Genomic DNA, 17,420 nt, shown 5'->3' on the forward strand with positions numbered 1-17,420 from the left:
GGTGTGACCGCGCTCACCCGCGCGTCACCATGGACCCATGACCGAGCTGTCGTACGCCGCGGGTGAGACCACCACGCCCCTCCTCGAGGAGACCATCGGAGCCAACCTCGAGCGGACGGTCGCGCGGTGGCCGGACCGTGAGGCGCTGGTGGAGGTGGCGAGCGGGCGCCGGTGGACGTGGCGGGAGTTCGACGCCGTCGTCGACGAGGTGGCGCGGGGGTTGCTGGGGCTCGGGATCGAGCAGGGCGACCGGGTCGGGATGTGGGCGCCCAACTGTGCCGAGTGGACGATCGTGCAGTTCGCGGCGGCCAAGGCGGGGGCGGTGCTGGTCAACGTCAACCCGTCGTACCGCACCCACGAGTTCGCGTACGCCGTCAACCAGTCCGATCTGCGCCTGCTGCTGGCCGCGACGAGCTTCAAGACCAGTGACTACCGGGGCATGGTCGACGAGGTCACCGGCAAGGGTGAGGTGCCCGGCCTCGAGCGCACGCTGTACGTCGACAGCGACGACTGGCAGGCCCTCCTCGAGGCCGGCCGGGGGCTCCCCGCCGACGCGCTCGCCGAGCGGCAGCGCGCGCTGAGCCCGGACGACGCGATCAACATCCAGTACACGAGTGGGACGACGGGCTTCCCCAAGGGCGCCACGCTCAGCCACCGCAACATCCTCAACAACGGCTTCTTCGTCACCGAGCTGATCGGCTTCACCGAGCAGGACCGGCTCTGCATCCCGGTGCCCTTCTACCACTGCTTCGGCATGGTGATGGCGAACCTCGGCTGCGTCACCCACGGCGCGACGATGGTGATCCCGGCGCCGGGCTTCGACCCGGCGATCACGCTGCAGGCGGTCCAGGACGAGAAGTGCACCGGGGTCTACGGCGTGCCGACGATGTTCATCGCGATGCAGAACACGCCGGGCTTCGCGGACTTCGACCTGTCCAGCCTGCGCACCGGGATCATGGCCGGCTCGATCTGCCCGGTCGAGGTGATGAAGCGCTGCATCAACGAGATGCACATGGCGGAGGTGTCGATCGCCTACGGGATGACCGAGACCAGCCCGGTCAGCTGCCAGACCCGTGCCGACGACGACCTCGACCGCCGTACGGCGACCATCGGGCGCGCCGCCCCGCACGTCGAGATCAAGATCGTCGACCCGGTGACGGGCGAGACCGTCCCGCGTGGGGAGCCGGGGGAGTTCTGCACCCGCGGCTACAGCGTGATGCTCGGCTATTGGACCGACCCGGACAAGACCGCCGAGGCGATCGACGCCGACGGCTGGATGCACACCGGTGACCTCGCGGTCATGCGCGAGGACGGCTACGCCAACATCGTGGGCCGGATCAAGGACATGGTCATCCGCGGCGGCGAGAACATCTACCCGCGCGAGATCGAGGAGTTCCTCTACACCCACCCCGACGTCGAGGACGTCCAGGTGGTCGGCGTCCCCGACCAGAAGTACGGCGAGGAGCTCTGCGCCTGGATCCGGGTCCGCCCCGGCGCCGCCCCGCTCGACGCCGCGGCGGTCAAGGAGTTCGCGACGGGCAAGCTCGCGCACTACAAGATCCCGCGCTACGTGATGCTGGTCGACGAGTTCCCGATGACGGTGACCGGCAAGATCCGCAAGATCGAGATGCGGGAGCGGTCCACGGAGATCCTCGGCCTGGGCTGAGCCCGGAACCGATCCGGCCCCCCCGCCGGTCACACTGGGTGACCCGAGGAGGAGCCCGGCATGGACTTCACTGCGTACGTCGCCGACCGCCGCCCGCGGCTCGTGCGGACCGCCGTGCTGCTCGGCTGCCCGGCGGCCGATGCGGAGGACATCGTCCAGAGCGCGCTCCTCAAGTGCTTCCGCTCGTGGCGGCGGGTGACGGCGGCGGACCGGCCCGACGCCTACGTGCACCGCGTCCTCGTCACCACGCTGCACGACGCCCGGCAGCGCCGCTGGAACGGTGAGCTCCCGACGGCGACCCTGCCCGACGGCCCGGCCGAGGACCTGGCGTGGGCCGAGGGGATCGCCGTACGACGGGCGCTGGCGGCGTTGTCGCCCGAGCACCGCGAGGTGCTGGTGCTGCGCTTCTGGGCGGACCTGTCCGAGCGGGACACGGCGGCGGCGCTGGGGGTCGCGCCGGGCACCGTGAAGTCCCGTACCTCCCGCGCGCTCGCCGCGCTCGCGCCCCTCGTGGAGGCCCCCGATGTCCGATGAGCTGAGCGAGGAGCGGGCCCGGGTGCTGCTGGCCCGGGCGGCCGCGACGATCGACGTCGACCCCCTCGACCCTGCCGACCCGCACCACCGCCGCGGCGCCGGCCTGCTCGCCGGGGCGGCCGCGGCGGCTGCAGCGGTCGTCCTCATCGTGGGCCTGGTCGTGCTGGTCGGTCGCGCGGGCGACGACCGGCCACAGCCGGCCGGACCGGACGGGCGGCCGGTCGAGCGCGAGCACCGGTACGACGACGACCGGATGCCGCCCCTGCTCGGCGCCGAGGTGGACCCGGCCGTCGCCGAGCTCGAGAGCCGGGGCCTGAAGGTCCGGGTGAGCGAGCGCCGCGAGGGCTGCTGGCCGGTGGGTCTCGTCACCCGGACCAACCCGGGGCCCGGGCAGCCGGTTGTGGCGGGCGCCGAGGTCCGGCTCCAGGTGACGGTGCCGATCAACGTGGTCGACTGCGTGGGGGAGCCGGACAGCCGCCGCGCGCTGGACCTGCTGCGGTTCGCCCGCGGCTGGGGGGACGTGCCGCGCCTGGCCTCCCGGGTCGAGCTCTCGGTGATCGGCGGGCCGGCCGTCGAGGTCGACGGCGCCGACCTGCGCGACCCGCAGGCGCCGGCCTGGACCCTGTGCGAAGGCGGCGGCGGCACCTGCCACGCGGCTCCGGCGCTATTGCGCGAGCTCAGCACCCGGACCCCGGCGGACCTCGGCGCCGGCGCCCGGCTTCCCGCCGTGCGGGTCGGGCACGGCAGCCCCGGCTGCGCGCCCGACGAGATGCGCGGGTTCGTCACCGTCGACCGGGCGGCCGGCAGCGACCTCTGTCCGGTCGAGGCGGTGTGGTGGACCACCGACGGCGAGGGCCGGATCACCGCGATCGCGATGACGGTGCTGCCGCCGCAGGCGCAGTCCGCGCCCCGGCCCGACCGGGTGCGCGAGGCCGCCGCGGACCGGTTCGTCGCCTGGGCACGCGGCACCGGGCCGGCGCCGGCGTTCGCGGACCGGGTCCGCAACATGCTCGGCGGCGGGGACCACTTCGGCGCCCCGCGGTGGAACGACCGCCCGGACGACCGCGGCTCCTGGGCCGGCTGCTCGGGCCTGGGATTCCCCGACTGCGGCATCGACCCGATCGCCACGATCCTGCACTTCACCGGGGACGTGGCGGTGGCCGCCGGCCGGGCGGCCTGCGGGACCAGCGGCCCCCTGCCGTCGTCGTACGCCGCCGCGACCGGCGACATCGTGCGCCTCTTCCCGCGCGGCGCCCGGTGCGAGGGCTGGCAGGTCGAGCTCTGGATCGACGCCCGCGGACAGGTCTATGGCGTCAACCTTTCCTAGATTGACGTCACACAGAGGTTGAAATGACGTCATGATGACGTCATAGTGATGCACATGGACATCACGCCGTACGTCGACAGCCTCCGTCGCGACCTCCTCGCCGCCGCTGACAGCGCCGGCCCCGAGGCGCGGGCGATCGCCGAGCGGCTCGGGTACGCGCTCGACCCCGCGGTCCGGCTGGCCGTGATGGAGGCGATCTCCCAGGCCGCCACCGAGATCACCGCGGCGATGCCCGGCGGTGGGGTCGACGTCCGGCTCGACGGGCGCGACCTCGACTTCGTCGTCGACGCGGGCGGGCCCGGCGGTCTCGGCGGTCTCGGCCGCCCCGGTGCTCCCGGCGGGAGCGACGGCCCGGTGCCGCCGCAGCCGCCGGCGGTGCCCGCGCCGCCCGCCCTCCCCGATGAGGACGAGGGGCTGGCCCGGGTCAGCCTGCGCCTCCCGGAGTCGCTCAAGGCCCGTGCCGACGAGCTCGCCACCCGGGCCGGCCAGTCGCTCAACACCTGGCTCGTCGCCCTGGTCCGGGGCGCGACCAGCGAGCGCGCGATCCACGTCGACGTCGACCTCACCAGCCTTCCGTTCGGTGGCGACTTCCCCTTCGGGGGCAAGCCGGGCGACCGCCGGATGACCGGCTGGCTCTGAGCCCACCCACCCCCACCCACCCCACCCACTTCTTCCTCCCCGAACCCCAGGAGCACGCCATGACCAGCACGTACGAACCCCTCCGCCAGGTCTTCGAGACCCCCGGCCCGGTCCGGCTCCACGTCGAGAACGGCCGCGGCCGCATCGTCGTCCGGGCCGCCGAGCAGGCGACCACCGAGGTGACGCTCACCGGCGCCCGGGCCGCCGAGGTCCGGGTCGCCCAGGACGAGCGCCGGATCGACGTCATCGCGCCCAAGCCGCGCAACGGCCTGTTCGGCAACGGTGACGAGCTGGTCATCGAGGTCGCGATCCCGCTCGCCAGCGACCTGGTCGCGCGCAGCAGCAGTGCCGACATCGAGGCCGCGGGCTCGCTGATGACCGCCCGGGTCAAGTCCGCCTCGGGCGCGGTGCGCCTCGACCAGGCGACCACGGTCGTGGTCGACACCGGTTCCGGCGACGTGACGGTCGCCGAGGTCGACGGCGACCTCAAGGTCCGCACCGGCTCGGGCGCGGTCGACCTCGGCCGGGTCGCCCGGACCGCCTCGGTCTCGACCGGCTCCGGTGACGTCTGCCTCGGCCAGGCGCTCGGCACGGTCGTGGTCAAGACCGGCTCCGGCGACGTCGAGGTCGGCGACAGCGCGGCCGACGTGAGCGCCAAGACCGGCTCGGGCGACGTCCTCGTCCGCACCGCGCGCCGGGGCCGGATCACGGTCAAGGGCGCCTCGACCCGGGTCCGCGTCGGGGTCCCCGCCGGTACGCCGGTGTGGACCGACCTCAGCACCGTCACCGGCCGGGTCGCCTCGTCCCTGCCGCCGGTCGGCCAGCCCGAGCCGGGCGCCGACCACGTCGAGCTGCGCGCGACCACCGTCTCGGGCGACATCGCGCTCGTCCCCGCCTGAGCCGCCTGAGCCGCCGGGGCCCGGTTGACAGCGGCCGCCGGCCGGACCATGCTGCTCGTTATCTAACAAGCGCTCGATAGGTAACGGAGGATGGCATGCGGGTCCTGGTGGTCGGCGGAACCGGTCTGATCGGGTCGGTCGTGGCCGACGAGCTCGCCCGGCGCGGGCACGACGTGGCAGTGGCCGGGCGGAACCGTCCCGAGCCGGGCGCGCCCGCGGCGGCGTACCCCTTCGTCGAGGGCGACTACACGCAGTCCGGCTGGGCCGAGCGGCTCGCCGGCGTCGAGGCGGTCGTCTTCTCCGCGGCCCAGGACATCCGGCACGTCGGCCCGCACGCGTCGGAGGAGACCTGGCAGGACGTGCAGACCGCGAGCCTGCCGGCGTTCTTCGCCGAGGCCCGCACCGCCGGGGTACGCCGGGCGGTCCTGGTCGGCAGCTACTACCACCAGGTGCTGCCCGGGCTGGTCGAGACCAATGCCTACGTCCGGGCCCGCGCGGTCGCCGAGCGCGAGGTCCTCGCCCTGGCGACGCCGGACTTCGCGGTGTGCGCGGTCAACCCGCCCAATGTCGTCGGCGTCGCGCCGGGCCGGGCACTGCGCGGGTTCGCCAAGATGGTGCGCTGGGCGCGCGGCGAGATGGCCGAGCAGGTGCCCGACTGCGCGCCGTTCGGCGGGACCAACTACATGTCCGTCGACGCCGTCGCGGCCGCCGTCGCGGGCGCGCTCAGCGACGGAGAGGCGGGGCGCGCCTACCTCATCGGCGACGTGAACCTGTCGTTCCAGGACTACTTCCAGGCGCTCTTCGACGCGGCCGGCGCGGGCGCCGAGCGCCGGGTGGCGGTCTGCGCCGAGGACCACGTCTTCCTGCCCGACGACTTCCTGGTCGCCGGCAAGGGCACGACGCTCGCCTACGAGCCGGCGGCCGAGGACGTCGCGCGGCTGGGCTACGAGCGCGGCGGCGTCCCCGCCATGCTGCGGGCGATGGTCGCCGCGGTCGACGCGCTGCCGCCGCGCTAGCGCTCGTGGTTGCCGTAGACCACGGCGACGTACTGCTCGGCGAGCGCGGTGGCGTCGAACGGCTCGCCCGGGCGGTACCAGCGCACCGCCGTCCAGGTGGCGTCGCGGACCAGCCGGTAGCGCACCGCCACCGGTACGTCGACCGCGAAGTCGCCCGCCTCCGTGCTCGCGGTGAGCGCGGCGACCCAGGCCGCCTCGATCCGCGCGCTCTCGCCGGCGACGAACTCGAAGCCGGGCTGACCACTCAGCCGGAGGAACTCGTTCTGGTAGGTCAGCACCCACGAGGGCCGCTCGCCCATCAGCGTGAACGCGTGCCGGACCAGGTCGGTGACCTGGCGGCGCGGGCGGGTGCCGGCCGAGACGATCGCCTCCGTGGCGGCGCCGAGGTCGGTGAGGAACTCGCGCAGCACCGCCTCGAGGATCGCGTCCTTGGACGCGAAGTAGTGGTACAGGCTGCCCGACTTGATCTCGGCCTCGTCGCCGATGTCGCGCACCGTGGTGTCGGCGAAGCCGCGGGTCGCGAACAACCGTGCGGAGGCATCGAGGATCGCCTGCCGCCGCACCGCCGGGTCCTCGCGGGCGCGCAGCCGCCGCGCAGCGGGATCGGGAGTCGCAGGAGGCACGGCGCGATCCTGCCAGACCAGGAGCAGAGGAGAGACCGATGAACCGGACCAGCATCGTCACCGGCGGCGCGAGCGGGATCGGGGGCGCGATCACCCGTGCCCTCGCCGAGCGCGGGGACCACGTCGTGCTCAACGACATCGACGCCGAGGCCGCGGCCGGGACCGCCGCGGCGGTGCGGGCCGCGGGCGGCACGTGCACCGTCGTAGCGGGGGACGTGACGGCGGACGAGGTCGTCGCCGAGGTGGTCGCGACGGCCGCCGCGATCAGCGGCGCGATCGACGTCGTGGTCAACAACGTGGGCGACTTCCGGCCCGCCTCGCGCGACTTCGCGCACAGCACGCCGGAGCAGTGGCAGCGGCTCTACGAGCTCAACCTGCGCCACGTCTTCGCGATGACGTACGCCGTGCTGCCGCACCTGGTCGCCGGCTCGTCGATCGTCAACGTCTCGACGGTGGAGGCCTACCGCGGGATCCCGGCCAGCGCGCCGTACTCGGCGTTCAAGGCGGGGGTCTCGGCCTTCACCAAGAGCATGGCGGTCGAGCTCGGCCCGCGCGGGGTCCGGGTCAACGCGATCGCGCCGGACCTGACCGACACCGCGCAGACCTCGCGCGCCGCGATGCTGCGCGGCCGCGACGAGGGCCTGGTCCCGCTGTGGCTGCCGCTCGGACGCTTCGCCGAGGCCGCGGACCATGCCGGGGTGGTGGACTTCCTGACCAGCGACGCGGCGCGCTTCGTCACCGGGCACACGGTCCCGGTGGACGGCGGGACGCTCGCGGCGTCGGGGTGGTACCGCCGCCACGACGGCAAGGGCTGGACGAACATGCCGGACCAGCCCTGAGCGCCCCGCGCGGCGGGGCGTGACCGACGCCACGTCCCGCTCGTTACCGGTGAGTACCCCAGGGAGGGCTCACCATGAACGACCTGACCACGCGCCGCCGCTCCGTCGCGGCCCTGGCCGCCGCGGCGCTGATCGCCGCGCTCGTGCTGCCGGCCGCCGACGCGGCCACCGACCGCCGCGGGCCGGCGAGCCCGGCGCCCACGGCCGCCACCGCGGCGGGGACCGGGAACCGGGCGGCGGGTGCGCCGGACCAGCGGTTCGCGCCGTCCGCCGAGGTGCGCGCGGGCGGCACCTCCGGGACCGCCGCCGGGGCGGGCAAGGCCTCGGGCCAGGGTCAGGCCAAGAGCGCCGCGAAGGCCGCCCCGAGCGCGCCGTGGACCCCGCGCGCCGCCGACTACACCGCCACCGCGACCACCCGTGACCTCGCGATCACGATGGACGACGGCGTGGTGCTGCGCGGCGACCTGGTCCGCCCGGCCGGCGCCGACGGCAAGCCGGTGACCACCCGGCTGCCGGTGATCGTCACCATCACGGCCTACAACAAGACGGTGCTCTCCGCGGGCGCCGGGGCGACGCTCGCGGGCGCGGACCCGGCGTACCTGGTCAAGCGCGGCTACGCGCAGCTGACCGTCGACGCGCGCGGCACGGGCTCCTCGCAGGGACAGTGGGGCGCGTTCAGCGCCCGCGAGGGCAAGGATGCCGGCGCGATCGTCACCTGGGCCGCCCGGCAGCCGTGGAGCAACGGCAGCGTCGGGATGACCGGGGCGTCCTACATGGGGATCTCGCAGCTCTTCGCCGCCGCCCGCAAGCCGCAGGGCCTCAAGGCGATCTTCCCGCAGGTGCCGGCCGCGGACGTCTACCGCGACGTGGTCGCGTCGGGCGGGCAGATCGACGTCGGCTTCATCCCGCTCTGGCTGGGACTGGTCACCGCGGCGGGCGTGGTGCCGCCGGCCTACGGGCTGCAGGAGCCCCAGGCCGGCCTGAAGATGGCGCTCGACCACCTCATGGGCGGCCTCAACTTCACCCTGCCGCTCGCCGGCAAGGCGCTCCTCGGCGGCGACCCGGCGTACGACGGCCCGTTCTACCGCGAGCGCTCGCCGATCGAGGTGCTCGACAACGTCACCGTGCCGACCTTCCTGGTCGGCGGCGAGTTCGACCTCTTCCAGCGCGGCACCCCGCTCGTGTTCGAGCGGCTCCAGCAGCGCGGTGTCCCGGCCAAGCTGATCCTCGGGCCGTGGGACCACCTGCAGGGCTCGGCAGGTGCCGAGGTGGTCAAGGCCGGCTACGGCCCGCTCAACGAGCTCCAGCTGCGCTGGTTCGACCAGTACCTCAAGGGCCGCGACGGCAAGCTCGACCAGATCGCGCCGCTGACCTACTACGAGCAGGGCTCGGGCGCCTGGGTGCGCAAGGCCAGGTGGATCGACTCCGACCTGCGGGCCCGCAGCTTCCAGCTCTCCGGCTCGGCGAGCCTCGGCGGCAAGGCCGGCACCCTCACCACCGGTACGCCGGCCGCGGGCCTGGCCGTCGTCCCACCGGTGCCGGTCACCGGCCTGTGCACCCGCTCGGCCAACCAGTGGACCGCCGGCCTGCCGGCGATGCTGCTCAAGGACCTGCCGTGCTTCAAGGACAACAAGCTCAACGACCTCGGCGGCGTCACCTTCGACACCGCGCCGATGACCAAGGCCGTCCGCTTCCAGGGCCCGCTCGACGCGCGGCTCTACGTCTCGACGCCCAGCGGTGACGGCATGCTGTCGGTCGCGGTCGAGGACGTCGCCCCCGACGGCACCGTGTCCCGGATCAGTGGCGGCTGGCAGACGATCGCGCACCGGGCTCTCGACAAGAGCCGCTCGCGCTACCTCGACGGCAAGCTGCTGCAGCCGTACCACCCGTTCACCCGGGCGGCGAAGGCCAAGCTGCCGCGCGGCCAGGTCGCGCCGGTCGACGTCGAGATCTTCCCGACGGGTGCGGTGATCGCGCCCGGGCACCGGCTGCGGATCTCGGTCCAGGCGTTCGACGTACCGCACCTGCTGTCGACGGTGCCCGACCTGGTCGGCCACCTCGTGCCGGTCACGATCCACACCGGGCCGAGCACGCCGTCGAGCCTCACGATGGCGGTGCGCTGACCGCCCCCGGGCGGCGGGTGAGCATGCCAGCGATGGCCGCGGCGGCCGCCCGGACGGCGTTCTCGTGGGCCTCGGGGCGGAACCGGCCGACCGGGCCGGTCACGCTCAGCGCGGCGAGCACCGCGCCGGAGCCGACGTCGAGCACGGGCGCGGCGACGCAGAGCAGGCCGAGCGTGGACTCCTCGCGCTCGTAGGCGAGCCCGCTGTCCAGCACCCGGTCGAGCTGCTGCTCCAGCAGGCCGGGCGCCACCACCGTGTGCGGCGTACGACGGGGGAGCGGCCCGCCCAGCACCGCCGCCCGTACGTCGGGCTCGGCGTGGGCGAGCAGCGCCTTGCCGATCGCCGTGCAGTGCATCGGCATCCGGCCGCCGGGCCGGGAGGGGCTGCGGGCCTGCCGGTGCCCGCCGATCTTGGCGACGTAGACGACCTCGGTGCCCTCGCGCAGCCCGAGGTGCACGGTCTCGTGGGTGCGCTCGTAGAGGTCCTGGAGGAAGGGCGTCGCCACCTCGAGCAGGGTCCGCTCGGTGGCCGCCCGCATGCCGAGCTCGAAGAGCCCGCCCGCGAGGCGGTAGCCGTGGGCGGTCTTGTCGAGCAGCCGGTGGTGCACCAGGTCGCCGGCGACCCGGTGCACGGTGCCCTTGGGCAGCCCGGTGCGCCGGACCAGCTCGGCGAGGGGGAGCAGCCGGTCGTCGGCGCCGAACGCGCGCAGGATCGCGACCGCCTTGCCGAGCACCGTGTCGAGCCCGGGATCCGTCGCCGCTCCTCCCATGGACGACAGCGTACCGGTGAGTGGAACGCCGGCATGGTCCCCCGAGGTCCGGCCCGGGAGAGTGGCGCCATGACCGAATCGACCCTCGATCTCGAGGCCGCGGTGGGCGCCGCGGCCGAGCGGTTGCACACCGCCCTGGCCACGAACCAGCCGTGCGCACCGATCCGGGATCTCATCGGCGAGCGCGACATCGAGCTCGCCTACGCCGTCCAGCAGCAGCTCAACGCCCACCGCCTCGCGGCCGGGGCCCGCGTCGTCGGCCGCAAGATCGGCGCGACCTCGCAGGCCGTGCAGCAGCAGCTCGGCGTCGACACCCCGGACCTCGGCGTCCTGTTCGACGACATGGAGCACGACGCCGCCGCGCCCGTCGACATCAGCCGGCTGCTCCAGCCCAAGGTCGAGGGCGAGATCGCCTTCGTGCTGGGCGCCGACCTCGCCGAGGGCGACCTCGAGCTCGACCAGGTCGCCGCCGCGATCGACCACGCGGTGGTCGCCATCGAGATCTGCGACAGCCGGATCGCGAACTGGGACATCAGCTTCGCCGACACCGTCGCCGACAACGCCTCGGCCGGGTCGTACGTGCTGGGCAGCGAGCGGCGCACCCTCGCCGACGGCTTCGTGCCCAAGGACGCGGCGATGACGATGACCGTCACCGGTCAGGACGACTCCGTCGGCACCGGCGCCGCCTCGCTCGGCGACCCGATCGTCGCCGTCCAGTGGCTGGCCCGCCAGGCCCGCGCGCTCGGGGACCCGCTGCGCGCCGGCCAGGTGATCCTCTCCGGCGCCCTCGGCCCGATGCGCCCGGCCGCGCCCGGCGCCTCCGTCGACGTCACCATCGCCGGCCTCGGGTCGGTCTCGATCACCTTCAGCAGCGCGAGTGAGGAGAACGCATGAGCAAGACCAAGGTCGCGATCATCGGGTCGGGCAATATCGGCACGGACCTGATGATCAAGGTGCTGCAGACCGCGCAGCACGTCGAGATGGGGGCCCTGGTCGGCATCGACCCGGCCTCCGACGGGCTCGCGCGGGCGCGCGACCTCGGCGTCCCGACCACCCACGAGGGGGTCGAGGGCCTGATCGCCATGCCGGAGTTCGCCGACATCGACATCGTCTTCGACGCGACGTCCGCCAAGGCCCACCTCCACAACGACGCACTGCTGCGCCCGCTGGGCAAGCGGCTCATCGACCTGACGCCCGCCGCGATCGGGCCGTACGTCGTCCCGGCGGTCAACCTCGACGAGCACCTCGACGCCGAGAACGTCAACATGGTCACCTGCGGCGGCCAGGCGACGATCCCGATCGTCGCGGCCATCTCCCGCGTCGTCCCGGTCGCCTACGCCGAGATCGTCGCCTCGATCTCGTCGAAGTCCGCGGGCCCCGGCACGCGCGCCAACATCGACGAGTTCACCGAGACCACCTCGGGCGCGATCGCCCGCGTGGGCGGGGCCCAGCGTGGCAAGGCGGTGATCATCCTCAACCCGGCCGAGCCGCCGCTGATGATGCGCGACACCGTCTTCGCGCTCGTGAGCGCGCCCGACCCGGGCGTGCACGACGAGATCCGCGCCAGCGTGGAGAAGATGGTGGCCGACGTGGCGGCGTACGTGCCGGGCTACCGGCTCGTGCAGAAGGTCCAGATCACCGAGATCCCGGCCGACCAGCCGGTCGAGACGCTCCTCGTCGACGGCGCCGACCGGCCGACCCACCAGGTGTCGGTGTTCCTCCAGGTCACCGGTGCGGGCCACTACCTCCCGGCGTACGCCGGGAACCTCGACATCATGACCTCCGCCGGCCTCCAGGTCGCCGAGCGGATCGCCGCCGCGAAGGAGACCGCCCAGTGAGCACGAAGATCTTCGTCCAGGACGTCACCCTGCGCGACGGCATGCACGCGATCCGGCACCGGATCGATCCGGCCGACGTGAAGCGGATCGTCGTCGCCCTCGACGAGGCCGGTGTCGACGCCATCGAGGTCGCGCACGGCGACGGTCTCGCGGGTGGCTCGGTCAACTACGGCCCCGGCTCGCACAACGACTGGGCGTGGATCGAGGCCGCTGCCTCGGTGCTCAAGAACGCCCGGCTCACCACGCTGCTGCTGCCCGGCGTCGGCACGGTCCACGACCTGAAGCGCGCCTACGACCTGGGCGTCCGCTCAGTCCGGATCGCGACGCACTGCACCGAGGCCGACGTCTCGGCACAGCACATCGCCGCTGCCCGCGAGCTCGGCATGGACGTCTCCGGCTTCCTGATGCTCTCGCACATGGCCGCGCCCGAGCAGCTCGCCCAGCAGGCCAAGCTGATGGAGTCCTACGGCGCGCACTGCGTCTACGTCACCGACTCCGGCGGCCGGCTCACCATGGACGACGTCGCCGCCCGGGTGCAGGCCTACCGCGGCGTGCTGGACGCCGAGACCGAGATCGGCATCCACGCCCACGAGAACCTCTCGCTGTCGGTGGCCAACTCCGTGGTCGCCGTCCAGAACGGCGTCTACCGGGTCGACGCCTCGCTCGCCGGCCACGGCGCGGGCGCGGGCAACTGCCCGATCGAGGCCTTCGTCGCGGTCGCCGACCTGATGGGCTTCGAGCACCGCTGCGACGTCTTCGCGCTCCAGGACGCCGCCGACGACATCGTCCGGCCGCTGCAGGACCGCCCGGTCCGGGTCGACCGCGAGACGCTCACCCTCGGCTACGCCGGCGTCTACTCGTCGTTCCTGCGCCACGCGGAGCGCGCCGCCGAGCAGTACGGCGTCGACGTCCGCGAGATCCTCATGGAGTGCGGCAAGCGCCGGCTCGTCGGCGGCCAGGAGGACATGATCGTCGACATCGCGCTCACCCTCGTCGACGAGCGCGAGGCCGCGGCCGTCTAGGAGCGCATCGAGACGCCCTCGCGCCAGTAGCCCATGAAGGCGACCTGGCCGCGGTCGAGCCCGAGGTCGTTGACCAGCTTGCGACGCAGGCCGGTCACGACCTTGGACTCGCCGGCGATCCACGCGTAGAGCCCGGCGTAGGGGCTGTCGTCGGTCGGCACGGCCGTCGCCTCGGCGACCTCCTCGCCGGAGGAGGAGTAGACCGGCGTCTCCCACAGGTCGGGGTCGATCTCGTCCTCGGTGACCGTCAGCGCCTCGGCCGGCGCGGTGCCGGTGAGGTGGGCGAGGACGGCGGCGTGCAGCTCCTCGCCCCGGGCGCCGCCGTTGCGCGGCAGCCAGGTGACCTCGACGCCGGCCGGTGCGGTGACGTCGTCCTGGACGTCGGCGTCGACCGGGACCTCCACGAAGACCGCGCCGCGGGCGTCGGCCGGAAGGTCGCGCAGCACGCCGCGGATGGCGGGCACGGCGGTCTCGTCACCGACCAGCAGCAGGCGCCGGGCGGCGCCGGGCTCCCACTCGATGCCGCCGAACTCCTGGCCCTTGCGCGGGGCCAGCGTCACCAGGCGCTGGCCGACGGCGGCCTGGAGCGCCCAGCGGTTGCCGGCGCCGTCCTCGTGGTCCTTCTCGTCGGCGTGGTCGGTGTCGTGGACGACGATGTCGACGACCAGCCGGGTCGCGGCGCCCTCGCCGAGGATGTCGCGGATCGTGTAGGTCCGCATCGAGCCGCGCTCGTGCTCGGGGATCTCGATCCAGCTCGTCCACCACGACTCGTCGGCGTTCGCGAACGACGGCAGCCCGCCGGCCGCGTTCGGGAAGATCAGCTTGATCCGCTGGTCGTAGACGGGGCCGTCGGGGCCCAGCTCGGCCAGCGCCGGTCCGCCCAGCTCGATCCGGACGAACGACGGCGAGACGCGCTCGACCCGGAGCACCTCGACCTCGTCGAGGATCATGGGCAGGCTGGCGACGTACTCGTTCTGCTCGGCGGTCATGAGGTCAGGCTAACCTAACCTCCGCGATCGTCAGATCGAGGTGCGGTGGAAGTTCTGGAACGAGCGCGACGGCGTCGGGCCGCGCTGGCCCTGGTAGCGCGAGCCGTACTTCTCCGAGCCGTAGGGGTGAACGCTGGGCGAGGTCAGCCGGAAGAAGCAGAACTGCCCGATCTTCATGCCCGGGTAGAGCTTGATCGGCAGCGTCGCGACGTTGGCCAGCTCGAGCGTCACGTGCCCGGAGAAGCCCGGGTCGACGAAGCCCGCGGTCGCGTGGGTGAGCAGCCCGAGCCGGCCCAGCGAGGACTTGCCCTCGACGCGGGCGGCGATGTCGTCGGGCAGCGTGACCACCTCGTACGTCGAGCCGAGCACGAACTCCCCGGGGTGCAGGATGAACGGCTCGTCGCCCTCGGGCTCCACGACGCGGGTCAGGTCGGACTGGTCCGCCGCGGGGTCGATCGAGGGGTACTTGTGGTTGTCGAAGACCCGGAAGAAGCGGTCGAGACGCACGTCGATCGACGACGGCTGCAGCATCGTCGTGTCGTAGGGCTCGAGGGCGATCCGCCCGGCGTCGATCTCGGCGGTGATGTCGCGGTCGCTGAGCAGCACGGGCCGCACACTACCCGTGTAGGACGTGGTCCCGGTCACGAGCGCAGAATGGGACGCGTGAGCACGAGCACCTTCAGCAAGTACGTCGCCCTCGGCGACTCCTTCACCGAAGGGGTCGGCGACGCCGACCCGACGCGCCCCAACGGCGTCCGTGGCTGGGCCGACCGGTTCGCCGAGGGCCTCGCCGGCCGGGCCGCCGCCGAGGGCCGCGACTTCGGCTACGCCAACCTGGCGATCCGCGGCCGCAAGCTCCCCGCGATCATCGACGAGCAGGTCGGCGCCGGCCTCGCGCTCGGTCCCGACCTGGTCACCATCCACGGCGGCGGCAACGACGTGCTGCGGCCCAAGGTCGACATCGACGCCCTCGCGGCGTCGTACGACGAGGCGGTGGGGCGGATGAGCGCGGCCGGCGCCCACGTCGTCCTGTTCACGATCGCCGACCCGGGGCTCAACAGCGTGATCAAGGTGATCCGCGGCCGGACCGCCATCTTCAACGAGTGGGTCCGCGAGATCGCCGAGAAGCACGGCGCGACCGTGGTCGACATGTGGCGGATGCGCGACTGGAAGGTCGCCGAGGTGATGGACGACGACCGCCTGCACCTCAACGCCCACGGTCACCAGATGATCGCCATCGCGGCGCTCGACGCGCTCGGCGTACCGCACGAGCTGGAGCCGCTCCCGCTCGCCGACGTCCCGGTGCTGAGCCCGCGCGAGCAGCGCTCCGCCGACCTCGCCTGGGCCCGCACGCACCTCGCGCCGTGGGTCAAGCGACGGGTCACCGGGCGCTCCTCCGGCGACGGGGTGGAACCGAAGCGACCGGTGCTCGCACCCATCGGGTAGCATCCTTCTCGCCCTGGCGAAGCCGGGGCACTGCGGACGTAGCTCAGTTGGTAGAGCGTCAGCTTCCCAAGCTGAATGTCGCGAGTTCGAACCTCGTCGTCCGCTCCGAGGATCGGGGGCCCGGCGCCCTCAGGCGGCCGGTCTCCGGCCGCGCACCAGATAGACGATCGGCAGCACGCCGGCCGTGTTCAGCAGGGTCAGGGCGGTCGCCCAGGTCCGCTTCGAGCCGTTGATCTCGTCGGCGTCGCGACGCTTGAGGTCGGCGAGCGCGACCGCCTTGAGCGCGCCGTCGACGGCCCCGGTCACCAGGATGATCTTCCGCGTCCGCGGACTCAGGTCGCGCCAGCGCTTCTTGGCCATGGGCCGAGTATGCCTGGCGCGCCGGCGCCGCCCCAGGGTCTAATGGCCCATGGCGACCCCCCAGCCGGACCCGGGCTCGTACCGGGTCGACCCGTTGCCCCGGAGGCCGGCCAAGCCCGCGATCTCGTGGCTCCTCCAGCTCTGCGGCGGGGTCCTGGCCGGGTACGGCGCGCTGGCGTCCGCGGAGGCACCCGCCCCGGCGACCTCGCTGGTGGTCGGCGGGGTCCTGGTCGTCGTCGGCGGGCTGACCTGGATGTTCTGGGTCGACGCGTTCCCGCAGCAGCTCACCCTGTGGCAGGGCTACGCGACGCTCTGCCTGTCCGCCGGCCTCGGCGGGCTCGTCGCCGTCGTCCGCCACGACCTCGACGGCCCCTACCTGACCGCGGTCGGGGTGCTGACCGGGCTCGGGACGATCGCGCTCGCGCTGGCGCTCTTCGTCCCCGCGCACCGGGCCCGCGCCTACGCCCGCGACCTCGCCCTCATGGCCTCCGGCGTCCCGTGCCCCGCGGTCGTCGTCGACGACGGCCTCGACCCGTGGGACTGGGAGGAGGGCAGCGGCATGGTCTTCACGACCGTGACGTTCCGCTTCACCGGCGCCGACGGGACGACGTACCGGTTGCGGCGGGTGGTGGGCATCCCGAGCCGCGCGCCGATCGAGGACGGTCACGAGACCGTCGTCTGGCACGACCCGGAGCACCCGCTGGACGACTCCCGGATGGTCGTCGCGCTGCACCACGCGCTGCGCTGGAACGTGCCGATCCCGGAGCCGGCCTCACTCGTCGGCGCGGTCATCGAGCCCAGCCCGAGCCGGTAGCCGCGGGTCCGGTTCAGCCGGGCCGACCAGGGCGTACGGCGAGGTGGAGCGTCGCGGTCGTGGCGTGGACGAAGATCCGGCCACCGGGTGAGAACCCGAGCGCCCGGGGCTCGTCGTGGTCGTCGATCTCCACGACGATGCCCTCCGGGCCGGCCAGGCGGGCGCCTGTCGGCGTGAGCTCGGCGCTCCAGCCGTCCGCGGTACGGGTGGCGAGCTCGCCGCCCCAAAGACCGGCCACCGGGACGACGTGCTGCCCGCGGTCGTCGGCGTAGACGAGGGCAGGTGGCTCGTCGCGGTGCCAGTCGTAGGACCCGTCGACATCGGGAACGCGGGCAAGGATTGCGCCGCTGGCGGCATCGAAGACGCCCAGGCCGGAGTGGCTGCCGACCCCCACGCGTTCCTCGTCGGGGAAGCCCACGGCAACGAGGCCACCCACGGCGATCGATCGGACGGGGCTCCACGCGGCCATGACGGGACGGTAGCGGCCCTTCCGCGCGAACGGGCTGATCCGGTGCG

19 protein-coding genes and 1 tRNA gene are annotated in these 17,420 nt (G+C 73.5%); 14 read left to right on the forward strand and 6 right to left on the reverse strand.

The features are described 5' to 3' along the window. Window positions 1–37 precede the first annotated feature (37 nt). The 6 genes from CCO04_RS03545 to CCO04_RS03570 all read left to right on the forward strand — a co-directional run bounded on the left by CCO04_RS03545 (window position 38) and on the right by CCO04_RS03570 (window position 6,081). Window positions 38–1,666 carry an AMP-binding protein gene (locus CCO04_RS03545; RefSeq protein ID WP_215812699.1) on the forward strand — a complete coding sequence of 543 codons (1,629 nt, stop codon included), beginning with the start codon at window positions 38–40 and terminating at the stop codon, window positions 1,664–1,666. Between the two features lie 60 nt (window positions 1,667–1,726). Further along, complete coding sequence (locus CCO04_RS03550) at window positions 1,727–2,200, forward strand: SigE family RNA polymerase sigma factor (RefSeq protein ID WP_215812700.1); 474 nt, start codon at window positions 1,727–1,729, stop codon at window positions 2,198–2,200. After that, window positions 2,190–3,527 carry a PASTA domain-containing protein gene (locus CCO04_RS03555; protein ID WP_215812701.1) on the forward strand — a complete coding sequence of 446 codons (1,338 nt, stop codon included), beginning with the start codon at window positions 2,190–2,192 and terminating at the stop codon, window positions 3,525–3,527. The genes CCO04_RS03550 and CCO04_RS03555 overlap by 11 nt, the downstream gene beginning before the upstream one ends. A gap of 54 nt (window positions 3,528–3,581) precedes the next feature. Further along, entirely contained in the window at window positions 3,582–4,166 is a 585-nt protein-coding gene (locus CCO04_RS03560; protein WP_215812702.1) for a pilus assembly protein HicB, read from the forward strand. A gap of 59 nt (window positions 4,167–4,225) precedes the next feature. Then, window positions 4,226–5,065 (forward strand): DUF4097 family beta strand repeat-containing protein, encoded by an 840-nt coding sequence (locus CCO04_RS03565; RefSeq protein ID WP_215812703.1) that lies wholly within the window; start codon window positions 4,226–4,228, stop codon window positions 5,063–5,065. 95 nt (window positions 5,066–5,160) lie between these two features. Further along, window positions 5,161–6,081 (forward strand): NAD(P)-dependent oxidoreductase, encoded by a 921-nt coding sequence (locus tag CCO04_RS03570; protein ID WP_215812704.1) that lies wholly within the window; start codon window positions 5,161–5,163, stop codon window positions 6,079–6,081. On the opposite strand, the gene CCO04_RS03575 is transcribed toward CCO04_RS03570, so the two are convergent. Further along, window positions 6,078–6,704, reverse strand: coding sequence for a TetR/AcrR family transcriptional regulator (locus CCO04_RS03575; protein ID WP_215812705.1), 627 nt, complete (start codon window positions 6,702–6,704; stop codon window positions 6,078–6,080). The genes CCO04_RS03570 and CCO04_RS03575 overlap by 4 nt on opposite strands. 38 nt (window positions 6,705–6,742) lie before the next feature. On the opposite strand from CCO04_RS03575, the gene CCO04_RS03580 reads away from it, so the two are divergent. Next, window positions 6,743–7,543 (forward strand): SDR family NAD(P)-dependent oxidoreductase, encoded by an 801-nt coding sequence (locus CCO04_RS03580; protein WP_215812706.1) that lies wholly within the window; start codon window positions 6,743–6,745, stop codon window positions 7,541–7,543. Between the two features lie 74 nt (window positions 7,544–7,617). Continuing rightward, complete coding sequence (locus CCO04_RS03585; protein ID WP_215812707.1) at window positions 7,618–9,666, forward strand: CocE/NonD family hydrolase; 2,049 nt, start codon at window positions 7,618–7,620, stop codon at window positions 9,664–9,666. Here CCO04_RS03585 and CCO04_RS03590 read toward each other — a convergent pair. After that, window positions 9,647–10,435, reverse strand: coding sequence for an IclR family transcriptional regulator (locus tag CCO04_RS03590; RefSeq protein ID WP_215812708.1), 789 nt, complete (start codon window positions 10,433–10,435; stop codon window positions 9,647–9,649). The genes CCO04_RS03585 and CCO04_RS03590 overlap by 20 nt on opposite strands. A 69-nt stretch (window positions 10,436–10,504) precedes the next feature. Between CCO04_RS03590 and CCO04_RS03595 the strand changes: the two genes are divergently transcribed. The 3 genes from CCO04_RS03595 to dmpG are packed head-to-tail and all read left to right on the forward strand — an operon-like array spanning window position 10,505 to window position 13,295. Next, entirely contained in the window at window positions 10,505–11,329 is an 825-nt protein-coding gene (locus CCO04_RS03595) for a 2-keto-4-pentenoate hydratase (protein ID WP_215812709.1), read from the forward strand. Further along, window positions 11,326–12,273, forward strand: coding sequence for an acetaldehyde dehydrogenase (acetylating) (locus CCO04_RS03600; RefSeq protein ID WP_215812710.1), 948 nt, complete (start codon window positions 11,326–11,328; stop codon window positions 12,271–12,273). Before CCO04_RS03595 ends, CCO04_RS03600 begins: the two co-directional genes overlap by 4 nt. Next, the gene (gene dmpG, locus CCO04_RS03605) at window positions 12,270–13,295 is read left to right on the forward strand and encodes a 4-hydroxy-2-oxovalerate aldolase (RefSeq protein WP_215812711.1); all 1,026 of its coding nucleotides are present in this window, start codon (window positions 12,270–12,272) and stop codon (window positions 13,293–13,295) included. Before CCO04_RS03600 ends, dmpG begins: the two co-directional genes overlap by 4 nt. Here the strand turns inward: dmpG and CCO04_RS03610 are convergent. After that, window positions 13,292–14,284, reverse strand: coding sequence for a siderophore-interacting protein (locus CCO04_RS03610; RefSeq protein WP_252372606.1), 993 nt, complete (start codon window positions 14,282–14,284; stop codon window positions 13,292–13,294). The genes dmpG and CCO04_RS03610 overlap by 4 nt on opposite strands. Window positions 14,285–14,314: 30 nt before the next feature. After that, window positions 14,315–14,890, reverse strand: coding sequence for a dCTP deaminase (gene dcd, locus CCO04_RS03615; RefSeq protein ID WP_215812712.1), 576 nt, complete (start codon window positions 14,888–14,890; stop codon window positions 14,315–14,317). A 57-nt stretch (window positions 14,891–14,947) separates the two neighbouring features. Between dcd and CCO04_RS03620 the strand changes: the two genes are divergently transcribed. Both CCO04_RS03620 and CCO04_RS03625 read left to right on the forward strand, forming a co-directional pair. Beyond that, window positions 14,948–15,730, forward strand: coding sequence for an SGNH/GDSL hydrolase family protein (locus CCO04_RS03620; protein WP_257752581.1), 783 nt, complete (start codon window positions 14,948–14,950; stop codon window positions 15,728–15,730). A 32-nt stretch (window positions 15,731–15,762) separates the two neighbouring features. Further along, window positions 15,763–15,835 (forward strand) — tRNA-Gly (locus CCO04_RS03625). A 24-nt stretch (window positions 15,836–15,859) separates the two neighbouring features. On the opposite strand, the gene CCO04_RS03630 is transcribed toward CCO04_RS03625, so the two are convergent. After that, window positions 15,860–16,090, reverse strand: a complete 231-nt coding sequence (locus tag CCO04_RS03630; RefSeq protein ID WP_215812714.1) for a DUF5652 family protein — start codon at window positions 16,088–16,090, stop codon at window positions 15,860–15,862. Window positions 16,091–16,139: 49 nt separating this feature from the next. Here CCO04_RS03630 and CCO04_RS03635 point away from each other — a divergent pair, with 49 nt between their 5' ends. Next, window positions 16,140–16,904, forward strand: coding sequence for a hypothetical protein (locus CCO04_RS03635; protein WP_215812715.1), 765 nt, complete (start codon window positions 16,140–16,142; stop codon window positions 16,902–16,904). A 13-nt stretch (window positions 16,905–16,917) separates the two neighbouring features. Here the strand turns inward: CCO04_RS03635 and CCO04_RS03640 are convergent, their stop codons facing one another. After that, the gene (locus CCO04_RS03640) at window positions 16,918–17,373 is read right to left on the reverse strand and encodes a hypothetical protein (RefSeq protein ID WP_215812716.1); all 456 of its coding nucleotides are present in this window, start codon (window positions 17,371–17,373) and stop codon (window positions 16,918–16,920) included. Between the last annotated feature and the right edge of the window lie 47 nt (window positions 17,374–17,420).

Source organism: Pimelobacter sp. 30-1 (assembly GCF_018831735.1).
Taxonomy (GTDB): domain Bacteria; phylum Actinomycetota; class Actinomycetes; order Propionibacteriales; family Nocardioidaceae; genus Nocardioides.